This is a genomic window from Streptomyces sp. PTY087I2 (assembly GCF_001687325.1).
Taxonomy (GTDB): Bacteria; Actinomycetota; Actinomycetes; order Streptomycetales; family Streptomycetaceae; genus Streptomyces.
The window spans coordinates 18,200-38,353 of the sequence record NZ_LZRD01000019.1 but is presented as its reverse complement, the minus strand read 5'-3'; the positions used below and the strand labels follow the sequence as shown (position 1 = coordinate 38,353).

Genomic DNA, 20,154 nt, shown 5'->3' with positions numbered 1-20,154 from the left:
TCCGCGGCGCGCCCCTCACCTCAGCCCTTGATGCAGATGACCTGCTTGAGCTTCGCGACCACCTCGACCAGGTCCCGCTGCTGCTCCATGACCTGATCGATCGGCTTGTACGCGGCCGGGATCTCGTCCAGGACACCGGAGTCCTTACGGCACTCCACGCCCCGCGTCTGCTCCTCCAGGTCGCGCACCGTGAACCGGCGCTTGGCCGCGTTCCGGCTCATCCGGCGTCCGGCGCCGTGCGAGGCCGAGTTGAACGCCTTCTCGTTGCCGAGGCCCTTCACGATGTACGAGCTGGTGCCCATCGATCCGGGGATGATCCCGTACTCCCCGGAACCGGCGCGGATCGCTCCCTTACGGGTGACGAGCAGGTCCGCCCCGTCGTACCGCTCCTCCGCCACGTAGTTGTGGTGGCAGGAGATCTCCTGGTCGAAGACCGGCTTCGCTTTCTTGAACTCCCTGCGGACCACGTCCTTGAAGAGCGCCATCATGATCGCGCGGTTGTACTTGGCGTACTCCTGCGCCCAGTACAGGTCGTTCCGGTAGTCGGCCATCTGCGGGGTGTCCGAGACGAAGACCGCCAGGTCCCGGTCGACGAGGCCCTGGTTGTGCGGAAGCTTCTGGGCGATGCCGATGTGGTGCTCGGCCAGTTCCTTGCCGATGTTGCGGGAGCCGGAGTGCAGCATCAGCCACACCGCACCATCGCTGTCGAGGCAGAACTCGATCATGTGGTTGCCCGAGCCGAGCGTTCCCATCTGCTTCGTGGCCCGTTCCTGACGGAATTTGACCGCTTCCGCGATCCCCCCGAACCGCCCCCAGAAGTCGTCCCAGCCCGCCGTCGGGAACCCGTGCAGACTCCCCGGGTCCACCGCGTCGCCGTGCATTCCCCGGCCGACCGGGATCGCCTGCTCGATCTTGGAGCGCAGCCGTGACAGGTCGCCGGGGAGGTCGTTCGCGGTGAGGGACGTCTTCACCGCGGACATCCCGCAGCCGATGTCCACCCCCACCGCGGCCGGGCACACCGCGCCCTGCATCGCGATCACCGAACCGACCGTCGCGCCCTTGCCGAAGTGGACGTCGGGCATGACGGCCAGGCCCTTGATCCACGGCAGCGTGGAGACGTTGCGCAGCTGCTGCATCGCCACGTCCTCGACCGACGCGGGGTCCGTCCACATCCGGATGGGAACCTTCGCCCCCGGCACCTCTACGTACGACATAACTCCTCGATTCCCCCGAAAAGACTGAAAGCGCAAAACCGGCGCCAAGGTCGGCAAACCCGTCGGCCGACCGGCATTCACAGCGGCGCGTGCGATACACATTGTGTCCATCGGCCGCCTTCGAGCGGCAACTCGTTATTCCGTACCGAAGGGAGCCTGGGACGGTGCGACACCTGCCGTACGTACCCGGCGTCGCGCTTCTCGCAGCGCTCGTCGTCGGCTGTAGCGCCGGCGCCGGCAGCGACGCGAACGGCGCCGACAGCAAGGCGGGCAGCCCGACGGTCAAGCCCGCACCCCCGGGCAAGTACCTGACCCTGCCCGCCCCCTGCCGCGCCGTGCCGCGCTCCATGCTGAAGGACCTGCTGCCCGGCGCCGCGGAGCTGTCCGGAGACCAGCAGGACAAGGTGTTCCGGGGCTCGGCGGCCGTCACGTACGACACGGACCGCAAGGTCGGCTGCGGCTGGAAGTCCGACGCACCGAACGCCACGCGGAGCCTCTTCATCGACCTCGAGCGCGTCGTCTCGTACGACCCCGCGGTCAGCGACGACGACCGTGCCGACACCGTGTACGCGAAGAAGGAGAAGGCCGCCGGCCTGTCCTCCTCGGCGCCCTCCGGGCCGCCCGACGAGAAGGACAAGAAGGGTAAGAAGGGTAAAGCGAGCAAAAGCCCTGAAGTCGACGACGTCACGGGGTCGGCCGATCCCTCACCCTCCGGAAGCGACAACGCGAGCAGCGGCGCAAGCACCCCCGGAAGCAGCGGCAGCCCGGAGGAAGCCCTCCCCTCCCGCATCCTCGACAACCTCGGAGATGCCGCATTTCTCCAGGATCTGCCCAAACGGGCAGGTTCCACCGCACAGCACCACACGGTGAGCGTGGTGTTCCGCACATCGAACGTGGTCGTGACCGTCCGGTACGCCGAGCAGCCGGCCCTCGTCACGCAGGTGCCCGACGGCAAGGAACTTCAGGAGAAGGCCCAGGCACTGGCCCGGAAGCTGGCCGAGACGCTCAGCGAGTAGCCCCCCTCCGACGGGCCCCCACCGGCCGGTTTTCCGGTCTCCGGGGGTCCTCGGCGGCGGCGCGGCACATCCGCCGCCCGTCGTACCGTGGCTGTCCGGAAGACGTACCGACCCGCTACCGAGCCCGCCCGTACACCGCACGAACCGAGACCTCCAGCACCCGAGAGCTCCACCCGTGCCATCCGAGTGAAGGAACCATGCACCGATCAGCCCCGCGCCTGTCCCGCATCCTCGCCTGCGCCGCCGTTCCGGTGATGCTCGTAGCCGTCGGCTGCTCGTCGGACTCCGGCTCCGGCTCCGACGGCAAGAAGGACGCGGGCTCGTCGTCGTCCGGCACGGCCGGCACCAAGCCCTCGGAGCCCACCGTCGAGCCGGCGAAGTTCGACGATCTGCCCGACCCGTGCGGCTCGATCGGGATGAAGACGATCGAGGAGCTGGTGCCCGAGGCCAAGAAGAAGGGCGGCACGGCGGGCGGGTCCTCCGACCTGTCGGTCCGCAGCAGCTGCTCCTGGAACGGCCTGGACGACCAGGGCGTCAAGGGTTCGCAGTACCGCTGGATGGACGTCGGCTTCACCCGGTTCGACTCGGACCAGTCGCTGGGCAGCGGCGCCGAGCGGGCCACCGAGGACTACGCGAAGCAGGTCACCAAGACGAAGGCCTCCGAGGGGGCCGAGAAGGTCGCCGCGGAGCCCGCGGCCGGTATCGGCGACCAGGCGACCCTCGTCACGTACGGCCTCAGCAAGACGGACGAGGACTTCGTGTACGCCACCGTCGTGGCGCGTACGGGCAACGTCGTCGTCACCCTGACGTACAACGGCGCGGGCTACGCGGGAGCGAAGACCCCGTCGTCCTCGGACATCGTCAAGGGCGCTCAGAAGGCGGCGAAGGAGGCGGTCGCCGCGGTCGAGAAGACCGCGGGCTCCGGGGGCGCCGACGAGGACGCGGACAAGGACACGGGCAAGGACGCGGACAAGGACGCGGACAAGAGCGAGTCCTCCGCGAAGCCGAAGTCGAGCTGACCCCGGCACCCCCTCCCAGCACGGCTTTCCCGCGACCCGGCCCTCCCGAGGGCCGGGTTTCGCACGTTTGGGCAAACCCCGGTGGCATACGCCTGTCACCTTCATGCCAACCCTCCCCCGGTTCCGTTTCGAGCGGGCCGGACGCCGTTACGCTCCACGGCGAACCCCGAGGAAAGGCAAGGGAATTGCGCAATCGAATCGCACTCGCCGCAGCGCTCACGACCGGTCTGGTCGCGCTCACCGCCACCGCCGCCACCGCGGCTCCGGCCGAGCCCGGGACGGCGGCATCCGGCGATACCCGCGCGTGCGGGGACGTGAAGCTGTCGGGCGCCCTGCCCGTACCGCCCGAAGGCATGGCCGTACGGCAGGACGTCTCCATCGGCCCCGACTGCGAGCCGGTGCTCGGCCCCGCACGGCTGGTCGCGAAGGCCGGCCCGGCCGCGACCGCACGGACGGCCCGGGCCGCCGCCCAGGGCGACCGGCAGGTCCGCAGCTGGTCCGAGATGTACGACTGCTGCAACATCCGGATGACGGGGCTCTACACGACGTCCGACTGGAGCTCCGACGGCACGGTGGTCACCGCCTCGTCCACCGAAGCGACCCAGCAGTGGAACCGTGAACCGTGGAACGCGGGCTGGTCGCTGAAGTCCTCGGGCAAGTCCGCCGACTGCGTCGCGAACTGCGCGGTCTCCACCAACGTGGCCGACGCCTCGTTCACCTACAAGGGAATCTTCGACCTGACGGGCAACGTGTACGCCAATACGCACCGTTCCACTGTGGCCCTCAAGGCCGACGGGACCGCGTCCTGCGAGTTCGAGGTCGACCTGAAGAACACGTTCATCGGCTGGAACTGGCAGCGCGGCTGCGAGTGACAGAAACAAAAGCCTTCACTCCGCCGGGAGAAATAACCGGGGACGCACATTCCGCTGTGGCACTCACCTGCCACTCCTCTTGATCGGCGCATCGCGGGTCAGCACGATAAGCCTCGCCATGCTCCATCCGTAGAGAGAAAAGGAGTGTCATCCATGAAGAAGGCTGTCTACGAGACCCCTGAGTTCAATGCCGCGGGCTCCTTCCGCAGCGAGACCGGCCTGGTCGTCATCATCCAGGCCGACTGGAACGCCCCCGGCTGGTTCTAGTACCTCGTTCCTCAGGAGTTGACTGTGATGGATCACGGCACGCCGCACTTCCTGGCCTTTCCCGATCGGGACGATGCGGCGGCCGTGGTCCGTCGCCTGCGTTCCGCGCATCCCGGTCTCACGTCGGTCGACCACCCTTCGGGCCGCCCCTGGATCCTGGGCAGCTGGGACGACGAGGACCTGGCCGTGGCCCGGGCCGGGCACGATTCCGTGGCGCTGATCGGCACCCTCCCCCGGCTCGAGGGCGAGCTCCAGGACCTGGTCGCCCGTATGAACGGCTCCCCCGCCGCGCTCGACAACCTGCCGTCGGTGCTGCCCGGCGACTTCCACGTACTCGGCAGCGTCGCCGGCGCTCTGCACGTCCAGGGCACCGCCTACGGCACCCGGCGGGTCTACCACGGCCGTGTCGACGGCACGGTGGTCGCCTCGGACCGGGCGCTGCGCCTGGCCGAACTCGTCGGGGCCTCCATCGACATGTCGGCGCTGGCCTGGAAGCTGCTGCTGCCGGTGCCGCGACACCTGGACGGCCGCACCATGTGGCTCGGCGTCGACGCGGTGGAGCCCGGTCTGCGCCTGGTGGTCGGCGCGGGCGACGAGCGGGTCCGCACCGTACGCCGGCACCGGCCGCCCGAGTCCCGGCTGCGGATGGCCGAGGGAGCCGCGGCCGTACGGGAGGCCCTGGTCTCCTCGGTGCGGGCACGCACCCACCGCGGCGGGCTGATGAGCTCCGACCTCTCCGGCGGTCTCGACTCCACCTCGCTCAGCTCGATCGCCGCGGGCCAGCTCGGCGAGGGAGAATTCATCGTCTGCACCAACGGCGGTGACGAATCCATCAACGAGGACGGCCACTGGGCGCGGGTCGCGGCATCGGCCTGGCCGCACGTGGAGCATTACCAGCTCCCTCCCGAGGAACAGCCGCTCTTCTATTCGGGCGCACTCGACACCGCCTGTCGGTCCGATTTCCCCGGAATGATCGCAGTCAGCCGGAAACGCGCGACGATCCTTATGTCTCGCATGGCAGAACGGGGCTCCCGGCTGCATATGGGCGGGCAGGGCGGAGATCATCTGTTCTTCAGTTCCGGATCGCACTATTACAGCCTGCTGACCCGTCGCCCCGTTCTCTCTCTTCAGCGTATTCGCGCATATGGAATTCTTTATGGATGGTCCTGGACCACCGTGCTGCGCCAGCTGGCCGACCGGGGTTCGTACCGCAGCTCGCTGGCCGCCATCGACCTGGACGGGTCGGGCGACCTCGGCTTCAGCGCCCCCGGGCTGAACTGGGTACGCCAGCCCGTGGTGCCGTCCTGGCTCACGGCCGACTGCCGGGAGCTGCTGGCGAAGGAACTCGCCCGGGTGGTCGCGGAGGCGGAGCCCCGCAGTCCGGTCGTCAGTCGGCATCTGGAGCTGGACAACCTGCTCACCACCACGCTGGACATGGCGTCCACCTGTGACGCCTCCCGGCTCGCCGGAGTGCCGTTGTCCATGCCGTACTTCGACGAGGCCGTGGTGGACGCCGCGCTCTCCGTACGTGTCGAGGACCGGGCGACCCCCTACGCGTACAAGCCGCTGCTGATGGAGGCGATGCGCGGGATCCTTCCGGACGCGTGCCGGGCCCGCACCTCCAAGGCCGAGGGCAGCTTCGACGCGGTCGGCGGTCTCTACCGGCACCGCGCGGAACTCATCGAGCTCTGGCAGGAGAGCGCGCTGGGCAAGGCGGGGCTCATCGACGCCGCCCGTCTCGCGGATCTGTGCAGCCGGCCGGGCACCCCGGACCTGAAGGACGGATCCATCAACTCCACGCTCAGCTGCGAGGTCTGGCTGCGTTCCGTCGCCTGACGAGCGGCCACACGACGAAGCGACGACGGCACCCACCCCACAGACACGGCACCCACCCCACAGACAGGATGAGCCAGGCATGAAACTGCGTAACCGCAAGCATCTGGTCGTCACCGACACCGACTACGGCGCCGTGCTGCTGGACACCAAGAGCGGGCAGTACTGGCAGCTCAACCCGCCCGGCGCGGTGATCGTCCGGACGTTGCTGGACGGCGAAGGGCCCGACGAGGCGATACGGCGGGTCACCGACCGCTTCGACGTGGAGACCGAGCGGGCCACCACCGATGTGCACGCGCTGATCGAAGCCATGCGCTCGGCCGGGGTGGTGGAGAAGTGAGCGTCACCGTCGCGCTCAACCGCGACCACCGGCCGCGTTCCTGGAAGCTCCGCCTCCAGACCAGGCTCGCCATCTGCCTCGCCCGGGTCCTGGCGCTCTTCAAGCCGTACGTGGTGCGCCGCGTGCTGGTCCGGCTGAGCAAGGGGGCGAAGGCCGCCGACGCCGCCGAGATCACGACCGCGCGGGACTCCGTGCTCGCCTCCAGTCTCGGGCTGCACGGGCTGCGCGCCTGTCTGCCCCGTTCTCTGGCGACGGCGCTGCTGTGCCGGTTCCGGGGGACCTGGCCGACCTGGTGCGTGGGGGTGCGCACGGCACCGCCGTTCGCCGCCCACGCCTGGGTCGAGGCCGGGCGGGAGATGATCGGCGAGACGGGCGGTTACGACAGCTACTCGCGGCTGTTCACCGTGCCGCCGACCACGCCGCTTCCCCTCGCGGAGAGCGAACCGGCCACGGAGGACGAGCCGGCCACGGATCAGTAGGCCCGGCCCACCGGAAGCCCGGCTCGCCCAGGGCGTGTCCGGCCTGGACCCCGGGCGGAAATCCCGTCAGAAACCCCGGCAAGTCGCCGCCATGGCGGTCGCCCGGAGCCGCCCGCGCTCCTCCCCGCGCAACGAAACTCGTACACATGTGCCAGGCTGTCCCCTCGCCGGGCACAAAGGCCGGCGCAGAGGCCGGACACGGCCGGGCACAGAGGTCGGGGAGGGGATCGCAGGTGGCCGCGATGCAGCTGACACGCACGCACCGCATACTCATCGGGGTCGTCGTCGCGGGTGCGGTGGTCATCGCCGCGATCGGGTTCGCGGGTTCCTACGCCGCCGTGCGCGAACTCGCGGAGGAGAAGGGCTTCGGGACGTTCTCCCTGGTCTTCCCGATCGGCATCGACGCGGGCATCTGCGTCCTGCTCGCCCTGGACCTCCTGCTGACCTGGATGCGCATCCCGTTCCCGATGCTGCGCCAGACGGCGTGGCTGCTGACCGCCGCGACCATCGCGTTCAACGGCGCCGCCTCCTGGCCCGACCCGCTCGGCACCGCCATGCACGCGGTGATCCCCGTGCTGTTCGTCGTCTCCGTCGAGGCCGCCCGCCACGCCGTGGGCCGCATCGCCGACATCACCGCCGACAAGCACATGGAGGGCGTCCGCCTCACCCGCTGGCTGCTCTCCCCCATCCCCACCTTCAAGCTCTGGCGGCGGATGAAGCTGTGGGAGCTGCGCAGTTACGAGCAGGTCATCAAGCTCGAACAGGACCGGCTCATCTACCAGGCCCGCCTCCAGGCCCGCTTCGGCCGCAACTGGCGCCGCAAGGCCCCGGTCGAGTCGATGATGCCGCTGCGCCTGGCGAAGTACGGCGTGCCCCTTGCCGAGACCGCCCCGGCCGGGCTCGCCGCCGCCGGCATCGAACCGGCCCTGCTGCCGCCGGTGCCCGTCGAGGCCGACCACGCGAAGGCCGAGCTGAGCCCCGCCGGGCCGGACCGGGCCGAGCCGGTTCACGCCGAGCTGCCGTACGGACCGCAGCCCAGCACCGAGCACGGGCAGCAGGAAGCCCACCCGGAGCACGCCCAGCCCCACCCCCAGCCCCAGCAGCCCCACCCCGCCTCGCTCCAGAAGCAGGACCCGGCCGTCCCGCCCACCCACGACAGCCCCTGGTTCGCCGCCCAGAAGCTGCCGGACAACGGCCACGAGAGCGCGTACGACCCGGAGTACGTCGAGGGCGTGGAGCGCACCCCGGTCCAGATCCCCGCGGGCCCCGGCCGCACCCGGCCGCTGGGTGACGTCGGCACGATCGGCGCGGTCCCGCACCCCCGCCAGGAGGAGCGGGCCCCCGAGCCGCCCGAGGTCCCCGACCCGGAAGAGGCCCCGCAGGTGGAGCCTTGGCCCATGGAGGACACCGACTTCGCCCGGGAGGCGTACGAGGTGTTCAGCGAGTACACGGACGCGCAGGCGCAGTTCCCGACCGTGGAGATCCTGGACATCCACCTCGCCGACACGCGCAACGTCCGCCACCCGCGCTCGGTGGAGCTGCTCCAGCAGCTGATGCCGCAGTTCAAGGAGGCCTACGCGCAGCGGCCGACCGCCGAACAGCCCGCCTGAGACACAGACGTACGGCACACAGCGAAAGGGCCGCCGCCCGGGAGAGGAATCCCGGGCGGCGGCCCTCCGTCATCGGCAGCGGCGTTACGCGCCCAGCAGCCTGCGCACCCGGTCCGCCCCCACCGCGAGCAGCAGCGTGGGCAGGCGCGGGCCCGTGTCGCGGCTGACGAGCAGGCGGTAGAGCAGCGCGAAGAAGGACCGCTGGGCGGCCTTCAGCTCGGGCGTCGGCTTGGCGTCCGGCTCCAGGCCCGCCAGCACCTTCGGCACGCCGTAGACGAGCGTGGTGAGCCCGTCCAGCGACCAGTGCGTGTCCAGGCCCTCCAGGAGGAGGCGCAGGGACTCGCGGCCCTGGTCGTCGAGCGAGCCCAGCAGCTCCTTGTCGGGCTCGTCGCGGACGATGGTGCGGGCCTCGGCCGGGACCTGGGTGGTGATCCAGTTCTCGGCCCGGTCCAGGCGCGGGCGCGCCTCGTCCAGCGAGGTCAGCGGGTTCTCCGGGTCCAGCTCGCTGAGGATGCGCAGCGTCTGGTCCTCGGCGCCGGCGGTGATGTCGGCGACCGAGGCGAGCGTCCGGTACGGGAGGGGGCGCGGGGTGCTCGGAAGCTCCCCGGCGGCCGTGCGGACGGCCCGCGAGTACGCGGCGGCGTCGGCGGGCAGCACCGTGCCGTCGGCGACCTTGCGGCCCAGCGAGTCCCACTCGTCGTACAGCCGCTGGATCTCCTGGTCGAAGGCGATCTTGAACGACTGGTTGGGCTTGCGGCGCGCGTAGAGCCAGCGCAGCAGCGGCGCTTCCATGATCTTCAGCGCGTCGGCCGGGGTGGGCACCCCGCCCTTGCTGCTGGACATCTTGGCCATGCCGGAGATGCCGACGAAGGCGTACATCGGCCCGATGGGCTGCACACCGTCGAAGACCTCGCGGACGATCTGGCCGCCCACCACGAAGGACGAGCCGGGCGAGGAGTGGTCGACGCCGCTGGGCTCGAAGATCACGCCCTCGTACGCCCAGCGCATCGGCCAGTCGACCTTCCAGACCAGCTTGCCGCGGTTGAACTCGTTGAGCCGGACCGTCTCGGCGAAGCCGCACGCCGAGCAGGTGTAGTTCAACTCGGTGGTGTCGTCGTCGTAGGAGGTGACGACGGTGAGGTCCTTCTCGCAGTTGCCGCAGTAGGGCTTGTACGGGAAGTAGCCGGCGCTGTTGCCGCTGCCGTCGTCCTCGGCGGCGGCGCCGGAGCCCTCGGCGGCCTCCAGCTCGGCCTCGTCGACCTTCTTCTGCTGCGGCTTCCTGCCGCCCTTCGCGGTGGCGGAAGGATCCTTCTTCGTCCGGTAGCGGTCGAGGACGGCGTCGATGTCGGCGCGGTGCTTCATCGCGTGCAGGATCTGCTCGCGATAGGTCCCGGCGGTGTACTGCTCCGTCTGGCTGATTCCGTCGTACTCGACGCCCAGCTCGTCCAGGGCGGCCGTCATGGCGGCCTTGAAGTGCTCGGCCCAGTTCGGGTACGCCGAGCCGGCCGGGGCGGGCACCGAGGTCAGCGGCTTGCCGATGTGCTCGGCCCAGGACGCGTCGACGCCCGGGACGCCGTTGGGGACCTTGCGGTAGCGGTCGTAGTCGTCCCAGGAGATCAGGTGGCGCACGGTGTACCCGCGGCGGCGGATCTCGTCGGCGACCAGGTGCGGGGTCATGACCTCGCGGAGGTTGCCCAGGTGGATCGGGCCCGAGGGCGAGAGGCCCGAGGCGACGACGACCGGTTTGCCAGGCGCACGACGCTCCGATTCGGCGATGACATCGTCCGCGAAGCGGGAGACCCAGTCGGTCTCGGTGCTGGTCTGACTCTCGGCCACGGTCGGCACGTCCTTCTCTCGTCTGTCGGTCCCAGTGGGTTACCGACCATTCTCCCAGCTACCCCCCGCAGCGCGAAAACGGCTTTACACCCCGTGGGATACTGGGGAGATCCCTTGGAGACCCAAGAGGATCCCTCGTACCCCCTACGGAAACGGCAGCCCGTCCCATGCCTGAGCACGGCTCGGTCCCTTCCCTCGCTTCCACGCTCCAGCAGCAGCTGGCGGACGCCCTGACGGCAGCCCTGCCGGATGCCGGCGCCGCGGACCCGCTGCTGCGCCGAAGCGACCGGGCCGACTTCCAGGCCAACGGCATCCTGGCGCTCGCCAAGAAGCTCAAGGGCAACCCCCGGGAGCTGGCCGGCCAGGTCACCGCCGCCCTCCCGGCGGGTGAGCTGATCAAGGACATCGAGGTCTCCGGCCCCGGCTTCCTCAACATCACGCTCACCGACAGGGCGATCGTCGAGACGCTGGCCGCCCGGGCGGCGGACGCCGAGGGCCGGCTCGGTGTGCCGCGGAGGCCGGAGGCCGGGAAGACGGTCATCGACTACGCCCAGCCGAACGTGGCCAAGGAGATGCACGTCGGCCATCTGCGGTCGGCGGTCATCGGCGACGCGATGGTCAGGATCCTGGAGTTCACCGGCGAGGACGTCGTCCGGCGGCACCACATCGGCGACTGGGGCACCCAGTTCGGCATGCTCATCCAGTATCTGATCGAGCACCCGGGCGCCCTGAAGCACGAGGGCGACGCGAGCGACGGTGAGGCGGCGATGTCGACGCTGAACCGGGTCTACAAGGCCTCGCGGGCCCTGTTCGACTCCGACGAGGAGTTCAAGGCCCGGTCCCGGGACCGGGTGGTGGCGCTCCAGGCCGGTGACCCGGAGACGCTGGAGCTGTGGCAGGGCTTCGTCGACGAGTCGAAGATCTACTTCCACTCGGTCTTCGACAAGCTCGACATGGAGGTCCGCGACCCCGACATCGTCGGCGAGTCCGGCTACAACGACATGCTGGAGGAGACCTGCCGGATCCTGGAGGAGACGGGCGTCGCCGTCCGCTCCGAGGGTGCGCTGTGCGTCTTCTTCGACGATGTGAAGGGCCCGGACGGCAACCAGGTCCCGCTCATCGTGAAGAAGACGAACGGCGGTTACGGCTACGCGGCGACCGACCTCTCCGCGATCCGGAACCGGGTCCAGGACCTCAAGGCCGACACCCTGCTGTACGTGGTCGACGCCCGGCAGTCGCTGCACTTCAAGATGGTGTTCGAGACGGCCCGCCGGGCGGGCTGGCTGAACGAGGACGTCAAGGCCGTGCAGCTGGCCTTCGGCACGGTCCTCGGCAAGGACGGCAAGCCGTTCAAGACCCGTGAGGGCGAGACGGTCCGGCTGGAGGACCTGCTCGACGAGGCGGTCCAGCGGGCCACCGCGGTCGTGCGGGAGAAGGCCGAGAAGGTCGGCCTGTCCGAGGACGAGATCGTCGAGAACGGCCGGTACGTCGGCATCGGCGCCGTGAAGTACGCGGACCTGTCGACCTCCGCCGTACGGGACTACAAGTTCGACCTGGACCAGATGGTGTCGCTGAACGGCGACACGTCGGTGTACCTCCAGTACGCGTACGCCCGGATCCGGTCGATCCTGCGCAAGGCCGGGGACGCGGTTCCGGCCGCCCACCCGGAGCTGGCGCTGGCCCCGGCGGAGCGGGCGCTCGGCCTGCACCTGGACCAGTTCGGCGAGGTGCTCTCCGAGGTGGCCGCGGGCTACGAGCCGCACAAGCTGGCCGCGTATCTGTACCAGCTGGCGTCGCACCTGACCACGTTCTACGACCAGTGCCAGGTGCTCAGCCCGGACAACGCCCCGGAGGTCGTCGAGAACCGGCTCTTCCTGGTGGACCTCACCGCCCGGACCCTGCACCGGGGGATGGCGCTGCTGGGCATCCGGACGCCCGAGCGCCTCTGACCGCGTCCGCCGCGTGGACACGTCGGCCCCGGCACCTGTTCCGCAGGCGCCGGGGCCGGTCGCGTACAGGAATCCCCGGGGCGTCAGGGCTGGCCGGTGCGCTCCCAGCCGTAGCCCGGGCCGCCGTGCACATACTCCGGACGTCCCTTCATCCCGCTCAGGCGGAACGGCTTCCCGTGGTCGTCGATCCGCAGCGTCCCCTCCTTGCCGCCGCTGCTCCACTCCAGCTCCAGGTACCAGGTGACGTCGTAACCGGCGGCCTCCATATCGAGGTTGAAGACCTCCACGTCCTCGGACGACACCTTGTACGGGAAGTCCACCGCCGGAACCTCGATGTCCCCCTGCGTCCCCGGCACCGCCCGCAGAGTGGGATGTCCGGCGTCGAGGTCGGCGGCGAAGGTCTGTGGCGTGATCCCGCTGCCGCAGCCGTTGCCCATCAGATACGCCGACCAGGGCAGCGGAGCCTTGCGGGACACGACCCGGACGTTCATGCCCTTCAGGACGACCGCCTCGCGCGAGGTGCCCTGCACGGTGAGCTGGAGCAGCATGTTCCCGGCGTCGACCCCGCCGTACGACTCCGCCCAGCCGCGCCGGTCCCGTGGCGCGGGCGGCGGATCGAGCTCGTCGGGCCCCCGGTTCACCAAGTAGTGCTGGCCGCAGGGTTCTTCCCAGTTGTACGAGGAGATGCTGACGGTCGGCGGAGCGCCGAGGCCCGTACCGCCACCGCCGTCGTCGCCCCCGCTCTGCCCCTGCCCCGTGCCCGAACCCGCCGCGGGCTTCCCGGACGGCTGCCCCGACGGGGACGCGGAGACGCTCGCCGAGGGATCGGCCGAACTCGGGCCGGCGGACGGCCGGGGTGGGGCCGAAACGGAGCCCTCCGGCGCGGCGGCGACGTCCCCGCCCGCGTCCTCCACCCGGTCCGCGGCGCTCCCGCCGCCCTCCTTGCCCGACCCGGCGAGATCGACGGCGACGACGGTGGCGGGGACGAGGAGCGCGGCGACCCCGGCGGCGGCGACGAGCACCCGCGTACGCCGGGAGAGCCGGGCCCAACGGGCGCGCGGGCCCGACGGATCGGACGACTGGGCCGGCTCGGGTTCCCGGGACGCCGGGGCCGGCTCACGGAGCTCGACCACACCGGGAACGGCGTCCGGCACAGCATCGGACACGGCGTCAGGCACACCAGCAGGCACAGGGACAGAGGCAGGCACACCAGCAGCCGCAGGCGTAACGGCAGCCGTAGGTGCGGTGGCCCCCGCCGAAGGCCGCCGCCGGGCCGCGTCCGCCACGATCCACCGCCGGTGCACCTCCACCAGCTCGTCGCCCGACGCCCCGCACACCCGCGCGAACCGCTCCACCGGAGCGAACTCGTTCGGCACGGCGTCCCCGTTGCAGTACCGGTGGAGGGTCGACGTACTGACGTGCAGCTTCCCCGCCAGCACCCCGTAGCTGCGCCCCGAGCGTTCCTTCAGATCCTTCAGCAGAGCCGCGAACTCCACAGCCTCCGGCGTCGCCACGACGGCGTTCCCCTTCCTCGTGCGTCCCGGAACGGCGTTCCAGGGACGCGGAATTCCCGCAGGTCACCGTACGCGTAGACGTTCCAGCATCCCCAATGGTTCGGCAGGCGTTGCGGCCGGATTCCGCCACCCCACAAGCTCGGACCAGACCACAGCAGAACCGCAGACCAACCGAGTACGGGGAGTACCACCGCCATGCGCACCAACCGCATCCGCACCACCGCCCTCGCCGCCACCGCTCTCGCGGCCGCCCTCTCGCTGACCGCCTGCGGCGGGGACGACCAGGCCATGGGGACCAAGCCGGCCGGCGCCGCCGAGACGGCGACCCCGGCGGCGGCGAACACCGACGGCAAGGCGCAGTCGGACGCGCCGGAGGCCGGCGCACCCGAGACGCAGACCGTGCCCACCGAGGGGAAGCACGCGGGCGGCAACGGCGACGGCGCCAACCGGGGCAAGAAGCCGGGGACCGCGCCGAACGCGGAGGCGGCGGCGTCGATCCCGGCGTGCACGCCCAAGAACTCCACGGTGAAGGTCTCCTCGGTGAGCCGCCCGATCAACCACCTGCTGCTCACGGTGACCAACACCGGCTCCAAGGACTGCGCCGCGTACCACGCGCCGTTCCTCCGCTTCGACGACGCGCAGGCGGTGTACCCGGTCCTGGACGACAGCAAGCCGCAGGCGGTCGTCGTGCTCTCCCCCGGCGAGAAGGCGTACGCGGGCATCGGACTGCTCGGCGAGCCCGGTGAGGACGAGCCGGTCAAGAGCGACAACCTCGGCGTGATCATGGTCGACAAGAACAACAAGTCCAAGGGCGAGGCCACGCTGAAGCTCCCGGCGGAGACGTACACGGACGGCCGGGGCTTCGTCACCTACTGGCAGTCGGACGTCGAGACCGCACTGATGTTCTGAGCCGCCGAGGCGGGCCCGGGCCAGCGCCTGACGTGCCGTAACCATGCGCGACCCGTACATTTTTGTTGTACGGGTCGCGCATGCGTGAAGTGGGTTCCTGGGTGGGAGTGGGAACCGTATGCACCCCAGAAAGCGACAGCGTAAGAACGCGTCGACGATGAAGCTCGTGGGCAAGCTCCTGGCCCGGTTCCGCACCGAGGCGGGCATGACCCAGGTCGAACTGGCCCGAGCCGCAGGCGTACAGGAGGACACGATCGCCTCCATCGAGCAGGGCAGACGCTCGCTCGTGCCGGATCTGGCGGAGACGATCGACGATCTGCTGGACACCAAGGGCGCGTTGGCGACGGCGGTCGACAACATGCCGGAATACGACCTGATTCCGCTGTGGGCCGAGCACTACCTCGACATGGAGCACGAGGCGCTGGCGCTCTCCTGGTACGACAACCAGGTCATCCCGGGCCTGCTCCAGACGAAGGCGTACGCGGACGCGGTGTTCAGCAACAAGATCCCGGTCTACAGCCCGGAGGAGATCGAGACGCAGACGGCGACGCGACTGCAACGCCAGCAGATCCTGGACCGGAAGAAGCCGCCGACGATCAGCATGGTGATCTGGGAGCCGGTGCTGATGATGAAGCTGACGTCGGACGAGGAGCACCGGGAGCAGTTGCGCCACCTCTACGCGATGGCCCAACTCCCGGGCGTCTGCCTCCAGGTGCTGCCACTGGACAGCAGGGTTCACGCGGGCCTCAACGGCCCCTTCATCCTCCTGGAGACTCCGGACCACCAACACGTCGCCTACTCCGAGACCCAGCGCGGCAGTCACCTGATCTCGGACCGGAATGAGATCAGCATCCTCGCCCAGAAATATGCGATGCTGCGAGCCCAGGCGCTCACCCCCCTTGAGACCCTGCGCCTGCTGGCCCGTTTACTGGGAGAGACATGAGCACCGCACTGAACTGGTTCAAGTCGAGCTACAGCGGCGACGAAGGCGGCGCGTGCCTCGAAGTCGCCTACGACTGGCGGAAGTCGAGCTACAGCTCCGACGAAGGCGGGGCCTGCGTCGAGATCGCCGCGCACCCCGCCGCCGTCCACGTCCGTGACTCGAAGGACATCGAGGGCCCGACGTTCACCGTCGCGCCTTCCGCCTGGTCGGCGTTCGCCGCCTACGCGGCCACCGCCTGACGCCCTCCGGTCAGCCCGCCCGGACCGTCTCGTAACGGAGCAGGACGACTCCGTTCCCGAAGGTCCGGGTCTCCATCAGCCGGAGCATCTGCCGCTCCTCGCTGTCTCGGAAGAAGCGGCGGCCCCGGCCGAGGATGACGGGGTGGACGTAGACCCGGTACTCGTCGATCAGATCGGCCTGCCGGAACGACTCCAGCAGGTCCGCCCCGCCGACCGCCAGATCCCCCGAGGCGGCGTCCCGCAGACCGCGCACCTGCTCGGGGTCGACCTCGTGCAGCAGGGTCGCGTTCGGCCCCACGCTCTCCAGCGTCCGCGAGAAGACGAACTTCGGCATGTCCCGCCAGATCCCCGCGAACTCGGCCATCGGGCCCTCGTTGGCCGGGTCCTGATCGGCGGTCGGCCAGAACTCCTCCATCAGCTCGTAGGTGACGCGTCCCTCGACGAAGCCACCCATGGTCCGGAAGTAGTCGTTGAAGTGCTGGTGCAGTTCCTCGTCGACGGTGTGCCAGTCGATGTCCTGGTCGGGCCCTTCGAAGAAGCCGTCGAGGGAGAGCGAGATGGACGTGACGATCCTGTTCACGGCGGCTCCTGCCGGATCGGCCCGGCCGACGGGGACCGGGCGGCGCGCGACGGGCGGCGCGCGACGGGCCCACGACGATACGCCCACCGGACGCGATTCGCCCGGAAATGACCGCTTCAGCGGAAGGCGTCGACCCGGGCCCGGCTTTCGGGGGACCGCCACCCCGCTCGTTGTCAGTGCCGCCGCCTAGGCTCCCCACCATGGCGACGCTCCCGAACCCTCTGCCCTCCCTGGCCTCCTCCGGCCTGGATCTCCCGCCCGGCTCCCTGGTGGACGCCACGCTGGACGGCCCCTGGCACGAACCGCTGCTCTGGCACGCGGACGCCCCGGCGGCCCCGCGCGACTGGCCGGACCTGCGGGCGGCCGGGCGGCGGCTCGGGCTGCTGCCGGTGCTGGTCACGGGCGGCTCGCGCGACCAGTGGCCCGAGGACTGGGACCTCTGCCCGGACGACACGTCGTATCCCGGCGACCACGATGCCGAGGAGGTCCTCGCGGGGTACTGGACGGACCACGTCGACCACATCGACGACACGGCCGACGAGATCGGTGACAGCGCGGCGGACCACACGGCCGACGAGCACGACGAGGACCGCCCGGGCCCCGGCTCCTCCTGGCCCGGCCTCGCGCCCGTCCCCGCGCGGGAGGCGGCCGAGGACGCGGACACGGCGGCCGCGGGCCTCGCGGGCGTCATCGCCGCCGACGCCGACGCATGGCTCGGCGGCGCCCGCATCGCCCTCGTCCCGGCCCGCCGCAGCGCCGACATACCGGCGGCGATCGGCTGGTCGGGCCCGATGAACCACGAGAACGACGTGGCCCGGCTCTGCGCGGTGCTCCGCTCCTGGGAGGACCGCTTCGACGCCCGGGTCGTGGTGCTCGGCTTCGACACGATGATCGTCTCCGTGGGCCGCCCGCCCGGCACCATCGAAGAGGCCCGCGCCCTGGCCGCCGAGCACTACGCGTTCTGCCCGGACAACATCGACCAGGCCCCGCCGCACGACCTCGACGCCTACGCCGAGAAGGCCGTGCTCAACCAGGAAGCGTGGTCGTTCTGGTGGGACTGAACACGGACCTCAGCAGGATCAAGGCCTGGTGGCGCACGCTCGGCGGCGACGGCTTCGCCGTCCTGCCTCCCCCCACCCGGGGTCGCTACACCCAGTCCGACGGCCACGCGGACGCGGCGGAGATGTTCGCGGCCCGGGGCATCGCCACCGACACCTCCTTCGCGTACTGGCACTGGCAGTCCCACGACGCCTTCGACCGCTCCGGCGACCTCCGGGGCGTGCTGTACCTGCACTGGGGCGGCGACCACGCCACGGTCGCCGCGGGCCTCGGCGACGGCCCTCCCGGCTACCGGATCGTCAACGGCGGCCCCCGGGGCGCCTTCCGGCTGGACCGGGTCACGGCGACCGACGCCGACGGGCTGCCCGACCCCGAAGACACCGCGGGCGTACGCCAGTTCCTCGCCCGCCTCGACGCACCGCGCAGCCGGACCACCCGGTCCGCGGAGTACGACCCGCTGACCGCCGCCGAGGAACGCTGGCTCCACAACCGGCTGTCCGGCCCCGTGGACCTGGACGCCGCCGTCCTCTTCGCCGCCCCGCTGGAGCACCGGCAGGCGCTCACCCCCGACGAGACGGCACGGCTGCTGTCCGCCTGGCGGGAGACGTACGCCGGGCGGCTCGCGGCCTGGCGCGGCCGGCGACCGCTGCTCCTCGCGCTGCTGCGCCAGGAGCACCCGGAGGCCTGGGAGGTGGCCGCCGAGCTGGGCCCGGACGCGGCGTACGCCCTCGCCGCGCACCCGTCCCCGCGCTCGCTGGAGCTGCTGCGTACGTGGGCGCTGACCGGTGATGACGGCGCCGTGCGCGGCTGGTTCCGTGCCCACCACGCCCTGCGCGAACCGGACCCGGTGCGCGCCGCCGCCGCACTCTCCGAGGAGCTGACGGCGCACACCGCGCCCGAGACCGCGCAGACCGGCCTCCTGAACGCGCTGCGGGAAGCCGTCACGGACGGACACCGGACCCCCGACGGGTTTTTCCCGCTCCTCCTCGCCACCGTCCGGTTCGCCACGGACGACCGTCTGCCGCGCCCGCTACGGGTCGCCGCCGCGAAGGCCGCAACCGACACGGCCGGCCGCGTGCGCGAGGCGGCCGGCCGCCTCCCCGAGGCCGCCGAAACGGCCGAGGCGCTGGCCGCCGTGGAGCGGTACGAGGCCGCCCGCGACGACCTCCTCGCGGGCACCGGCCCCGACCTCGCCGGCCACGAGGGCGGCCTCGGCGACATCTACCACCGCTACCGCACCCTCACCCCGTCCGACATCCAGTGGCTGCGCGACCGGCTCGCCGACCCCGCCACCGGCGTCCAGGGCATCGCGTTCTGCCTGGAGGTGCTGTACGCCCACGGCGAGGCCACCGAAACGGACCTGCAAGCCCTCCTCCCCCGCTGGAAGAAGGAGCTGACCAAGCAGTACCGCACCACGTACACCGAGTGGCGCCACCCGTTGGTCACCCTGACCTGCCTCGCCCAGGACCTCGGTCACCCGGCCGCCGAAGCGCTGCTGGCCTGGTGGGCGAAGCCCAAGCCGCTCTGGAAGGGCCCGGTCCGGCTCCTCACCCACCTCGGCGCCCCCGACGAGGCGAAGGCCGCCGAGCTGTGGGAGTTCGTCGTCTCCGGCGGGCACGACACCGGGCACCTGATGACCTGGGTGCTGCTCCGCGCCCGCCTCGACGGCGTACACCCGCTGCACGTCGCCGAGAAGCTGATCGGGGAGCCGGGCGTCCGCGCGTACGTCCTGGAGCGCGTCCTGATCGGCGTGGCCGACCCCGCCCAGCCGCTGTGGCACTACGCGATCGACCCGCGCAGCCACGGCTGGTGGCACCGCGCCCAGGAGGTGGCGGACGACCGGCGGCTCTCCGACGCGGCCCGCGCGATCGGCATGAAGGCGGCCCGCGAGCACTACGTCACGCGCCACCCGGACCAGGTGCGCCCGGCCCTCACGGAAGGCGAGGTGAACGCGGCACACGCCTGGCTGGAGGCCCGCGCCGACCGGACCGTCGCGGACTGAGCCCTCGTACTCATGCGGGCGGCGCCCCCTCGCGGTTGACTCGACCACATGAGCGAGAACAGCCACGACGGCGACAGCGGAACCGGCGGCACCCCGGCGGCCGGCCCGGTGTCCGGCCCCGACGAGACGCCCGACCCCCGCGCCTGGGTCGCCCCGCTGATCTCCTCGGTCGTCACCGTGCCGCTGGGGCTGCTCGCCCTGCTCTACGGCGCGCTCTCCCCCATGGAGTGCGACTCCTGCAACGGCGAGGTGGCCGACCGCTTCCACGACAGCTGGATGATCGGGTGGACCGTCCTGTGGATCGGCCTGCTCATCGCCCTGGCCGTGCTGATCGCGAGCTGGGCGGTCCCCCACCGGCTCCGCTACGCCGCCCGCCGCTTCGCCCTGGCCCTGGCCGCACCTGCCACCGTCGTGGTCACTTTCGTAGCATTCATGGCACTGGTCGACTGGCCCTGACAGAAAGTGTCCACCCC

General features: G+C 70.9%; 18 protein-coding genes. 14 read left to right on the top strand and 4 right to left on the bottom strand.

Going from position 1 to position 20,154, the window contains the following annotated elements:
- Positions 1 to 20: 20 nt before the first annotated feature.
- A complete protein-coding gene (locus tag A3Q37_RS21065; RefSeq protein ID WP_065486987.1) occupies positions 21 to 1,214 on the bottom strand; it encodes an RtcB family protein in 1,194 nt (397 codons plus the stop codon).
- 173 nt (positions 1,215 to 1,387) lie between these two features.
- Between A3Q37_RS21065 and A3Q37_RS21060 the strand changes: the two genes are divergently transcribed.
- The 7 genes from A3Q37_RS21060 (at position 1,388) to A3Q37_RS21030 (ending at position 8,650) form a co-directional block, all read left to right on the top strand.
- Positions 1,388 to 2,230, top strand: a complete 843-nt coding sequence (locus A3Q37_RS21060; protein WP_065487393.1) for a hypothetical protein — start codon at positions 1,388 to 1,390, stop codon at positions 2,228 to 2,230.
- A gap of 197 nt (positions 2,231 to 2,427) precedes the next feature.
- Positions 2,428 to 3,249 carry a DUF3558 domain-containing protein gene (locus A3Q37_RS21055; protein WP_065486985.1) on the top strand — a complete coding sequence of 274 codons (822 nt, stop codon included), beginning with the start codon at positions 2,428 to 2,430 and terminating at the stop codon, positions 3,247 to 3,249.
- Between the two features lie 185 nt (positions 3,250 to 3,434).
- Entirely contained in the window at positions 3,435 to 4,121 is a 687-nt protein-coding gene (locus tag A3Q37_RS21050) for a hypothetical protein (RefSeq protein ID WP_065486982.1), read from the top strand.
- A gap of 294 nt (positions 4,122 to 4,415) precedes the next feature.
- Positions 4,416 to 6,224 carry an asparagine synthase-related protein gene (locus A3Q37_RS21045; protein WP_065486980.1) on the top strand — a complete coding sequence of 603 codons (1,809 nt, stop codon included), beginning with the start codon at positions 4,416 to 4,418 and terminating at the stop codon, positions 6,222 to 6,224.
- A 79-nt stretch (positions 6,225 to 6,303) separates the two neighbouring features.
- The gene (locus tag A3Q37_RS21040; protein WP_065486978.1) at positions 6,304 to 6,561 is read left to right on the top strand and encodes a lasso peptide biosynthesis PqqD family chaperone; all 258 of its coding nucleotides are present in this window, start codon (positions 6,304 to 6,306) and stop codon (positions 6,559 to 6,561) included.
- Positions 6,558 to 7,040, top strand: coding sequence for a lasso peptide biosynthesis B2 protein (locus tag A3Q37_RS21035; RefSeq protein ID WP_065486976.1), 483 nt, complete (start codon positions 6,558 to 6,560; stop codon positions 7,038 to 7,040). The genes A3Q37_RS21040 and A3Q37_RS21035 overlap by 4 nt, the downstream gene beginning before the upstream one ends.
- Positions 7,041 to 7,273: 233 nt before the next feature.
- Positions 7,274 to 8,650, top strand: a complete 1,377-nt coding sequence (locus tag A3Q37_RS21030) for a DUF2637 domain-containing protein (RefSeq protein ID WP_065486974.1) — start codon at positions 7,274 to 7,276, stop codon at positions 8,648 to 8,650.
- 84 nt (positions 8,651 to 8,734) lie between these two features.
- Here A3Q37_RS21030 and lysS read toward each other — a convergent pair whose 3' ends face one another.
- Entirely contained in the window at positions 8,735 to 10,495 is a 1,761-nt protein-coding gene (gene lysS, locus A3Q37_RS21025) for a lysine--tRNA ligase (RefSeq protein ID WP_065486972.1), read from the bottom strand.
- A 158-nt stretch (positions 10,496 to 10,653) separates the two neighbouring features.
- On the opposite strand from lysS, the gene argS reads away from it, so the two are divergent.
- Entirely contained in the window at positions 10,654 to 12,435 is a 1,782-nt protein-coding gene (argS, locus tag A3Q37_RS21020; RefSeq protein WP_065486969.1) for an arginine--tRNA ligase, read from the top strand.
- Positions 12,436 to 12,518: 83 nt separating this feature from the next.
- Here the strand turns inward: argS and A3Q37_RS21015 are convergent, their stop codons facing one another.
- The gene (locus tag A3Q37_RS21015) at positions 12,519 to 13,949 is read right to left on the bottom strand and encodes a helix-turn-helix transcriptional regulator (RefSeq protein ID WP_065486967.1); all 1,431 of its coding nucleotides are present in this window, start codon (positions 13,947 to 13,949) and stop codon (positions 12,519 to 12,521) included.
- 195 nt (positions 13,950 to 14,144) lie between these two features.
- Here A3Q37_RS21015 and A3Q37_RS21010 point away from each other — a divergent pair, with 195 nt between their 5' ends.
- The 3 genes from A3Q37_RS21010 (at position 14,145) to A3Q37_RS21000 (ending at position 16,040) form a co-directional block, all read left to right on the top strand.
- Complete coding sequence (locus A3Q37_RS21010; RefSeq protein ID WP_065486965.1) at positions 14,145 to 14,858, top strand: DUF4232 domain-containing protein; 714 nt, start codon at positions 14,145 to 14,147, stop codon at positions 14,856 to 14,858.
- 157 nt (positions 14,859 to 15,015) lie between these two features.
- Positions 15,016 to 15,801 carry a helix-turn-helix transcriptional regulator gene (locus A3Q37_RS21005; protein ID WP_065486963.1) on the top strand — a complete coding sequence of 262 codons (786 nt, stop codon included), beginning with the start codon at positions 15,016 to 15,018 and terminating at the stop codon, positions 15,799 to 15,801.
- Positions 15,798 to 16,040, top strand: a complete 243-nt coding sequence (locus A3Q37_RS21000) for a DUF397 domain-containing protein (RefSeq protein WP_065486961.1) — start codon at positions 15,798 to 15,800, stop codon at positions 16,038 to 16,040. The genes A3Q37_RS21005 and A3Q37_RS21000 overlap by 4 nt, the downstream gene beginning before the upstream one ends.
- Positions 16,041 to 16,050: 10 nt before the next feature.
- Here the strand turns inward: A3Q37_RS21000 and A3Q37_RS20995 are convergent, their stop codons facing one another.
- Complete coding sequence (locus tag A3Q37_RS20995) at positions 16,051 to 16,620, bottom strand: dihydrofolate reductase family protein (RefSeq protein WP_065486959.1); 570 nt, start codon at positions 16,618 to 16,620, stop codon at positions 16,051 to 16,053.
- Positions 16,621 to 16,820: 200 nt separating this feature from the next.
- On the opposite strand from A3Q37_RS20995, the gene A3Q37_RS20990 reads away from it, so the two are divergent.
- Genes A3Q37_RS20990 through A3Q37_RS20980 form a run of 3 tightly spaced genes read left to right on the top strand, consistent with a single transcriptional unit; the run spans position 16,821 to position 20,137 of the window.
- Entirely contained in the window at positions 16,821 to 17,681 is an 861-nt protein-coding gene (locus A3Q37_RS20990; protein ID WP_065486957.1) for a DUF4253 domain-containing protein, read from the top strand.
- Positions 17,660 to 19,681, top strand: a complete 2,022-nt coding sequence (locus tag A3Q37_RS20985; protein ID WP_065486955.1) for a hypothetical protein — start codon at positions 17,660 to 17,662, stop codon at positions 19,679 to 19,681. Before A3Q37_RS20990 ends, A3Q37_RS20985 begins: the two co-directional genes overlap by 22 nt.
- 48 nt (positions 19,682 to 19,729) lie before the next feature.
- The gene (locus tag A3Q37_RS20980; RefSeq protein ID WP_176711473.1) at positions 19,730 to 20,137 is read left to right on the top strand and encodes a hypothetical protein; all 408 of its coding nucleotides are present in this window, start codon (positions 19,730 to 19,732) and stop codon (positions 20,135 to 20,137) included.
- Positions 20,138 to 20,154: the final 17 nt, after the last annotated feature.

Coding starts and splice junctions, on each gene's coding strand:
- A3Q37_RS21065 (WP_065486987.1), bottom strand. CDS start 1,214: ATGTCGTACGTAGAGGTGCCGGGGGCGAAGGTTCCCATCCGGATGTGG.
- A3Q37_RS21055 (WP_065486985.1), top strand. CDS start 2,428: ATGCACCGATCAGCCCCGCGCCTGTCCCGCATCCTCGCCTGCGCCGCC.
- A3Q37_RS21045 (WP_065486980.1), top strand. CDS start 4,416: ATGGATCACGGCACGCCGCACTTCCTGGCCTTTCCCGATCGGGACGAT.
- A3Q37_RS21040 (WP_065486978.1), top strand. CDS start 6,304: ATGAAACTGCGTAACCGCAAGCATCTGGTCGTCACCGACACCGACTAC.
- argS (WP_065486969.1), top strand. CDS start 10,654: ATGCCTGAGCACGGCTCGGTCCCTTCCCTCGCTTCCACGCTCCAGCAG.
- A3Q37_RS21010 (WP_065486965.1), top strand. CDS start 14,145: ATGCGCACCAACCGCATCCGCACCACCGCCCTCGCCGCCACCGCTCTC.
- A3Q37_RS21005 (WP_065486963.1), top strand. CDS start 15,016: ATGAAGCTCGTGGGCAAGCTCCTGGCCCGGTTCCGCACCGAGGCGGGC.
- A3Q37_RS21000 (WP_065486961.1), top strand. CDS start 15,798: ATGAGCACCGCACTGAACTGGTTCAAGTCGAGCTACAGCGGCGACGAA.
- A3Q37_RS20990 (WP_065486957.1), top strand. CDS start 16,821: ATGGCGACGCTCCCGAACCCTCTGCCCTCCCTGGCCTCCTCCGGCCTG.
- A3Q37_RS20980 (WP_176711473.1), top strand. CDS start 19,730: ATGAGCGAGAACAGCCACGACGGCGACAGCGGAACCGGCGGCACCCCG.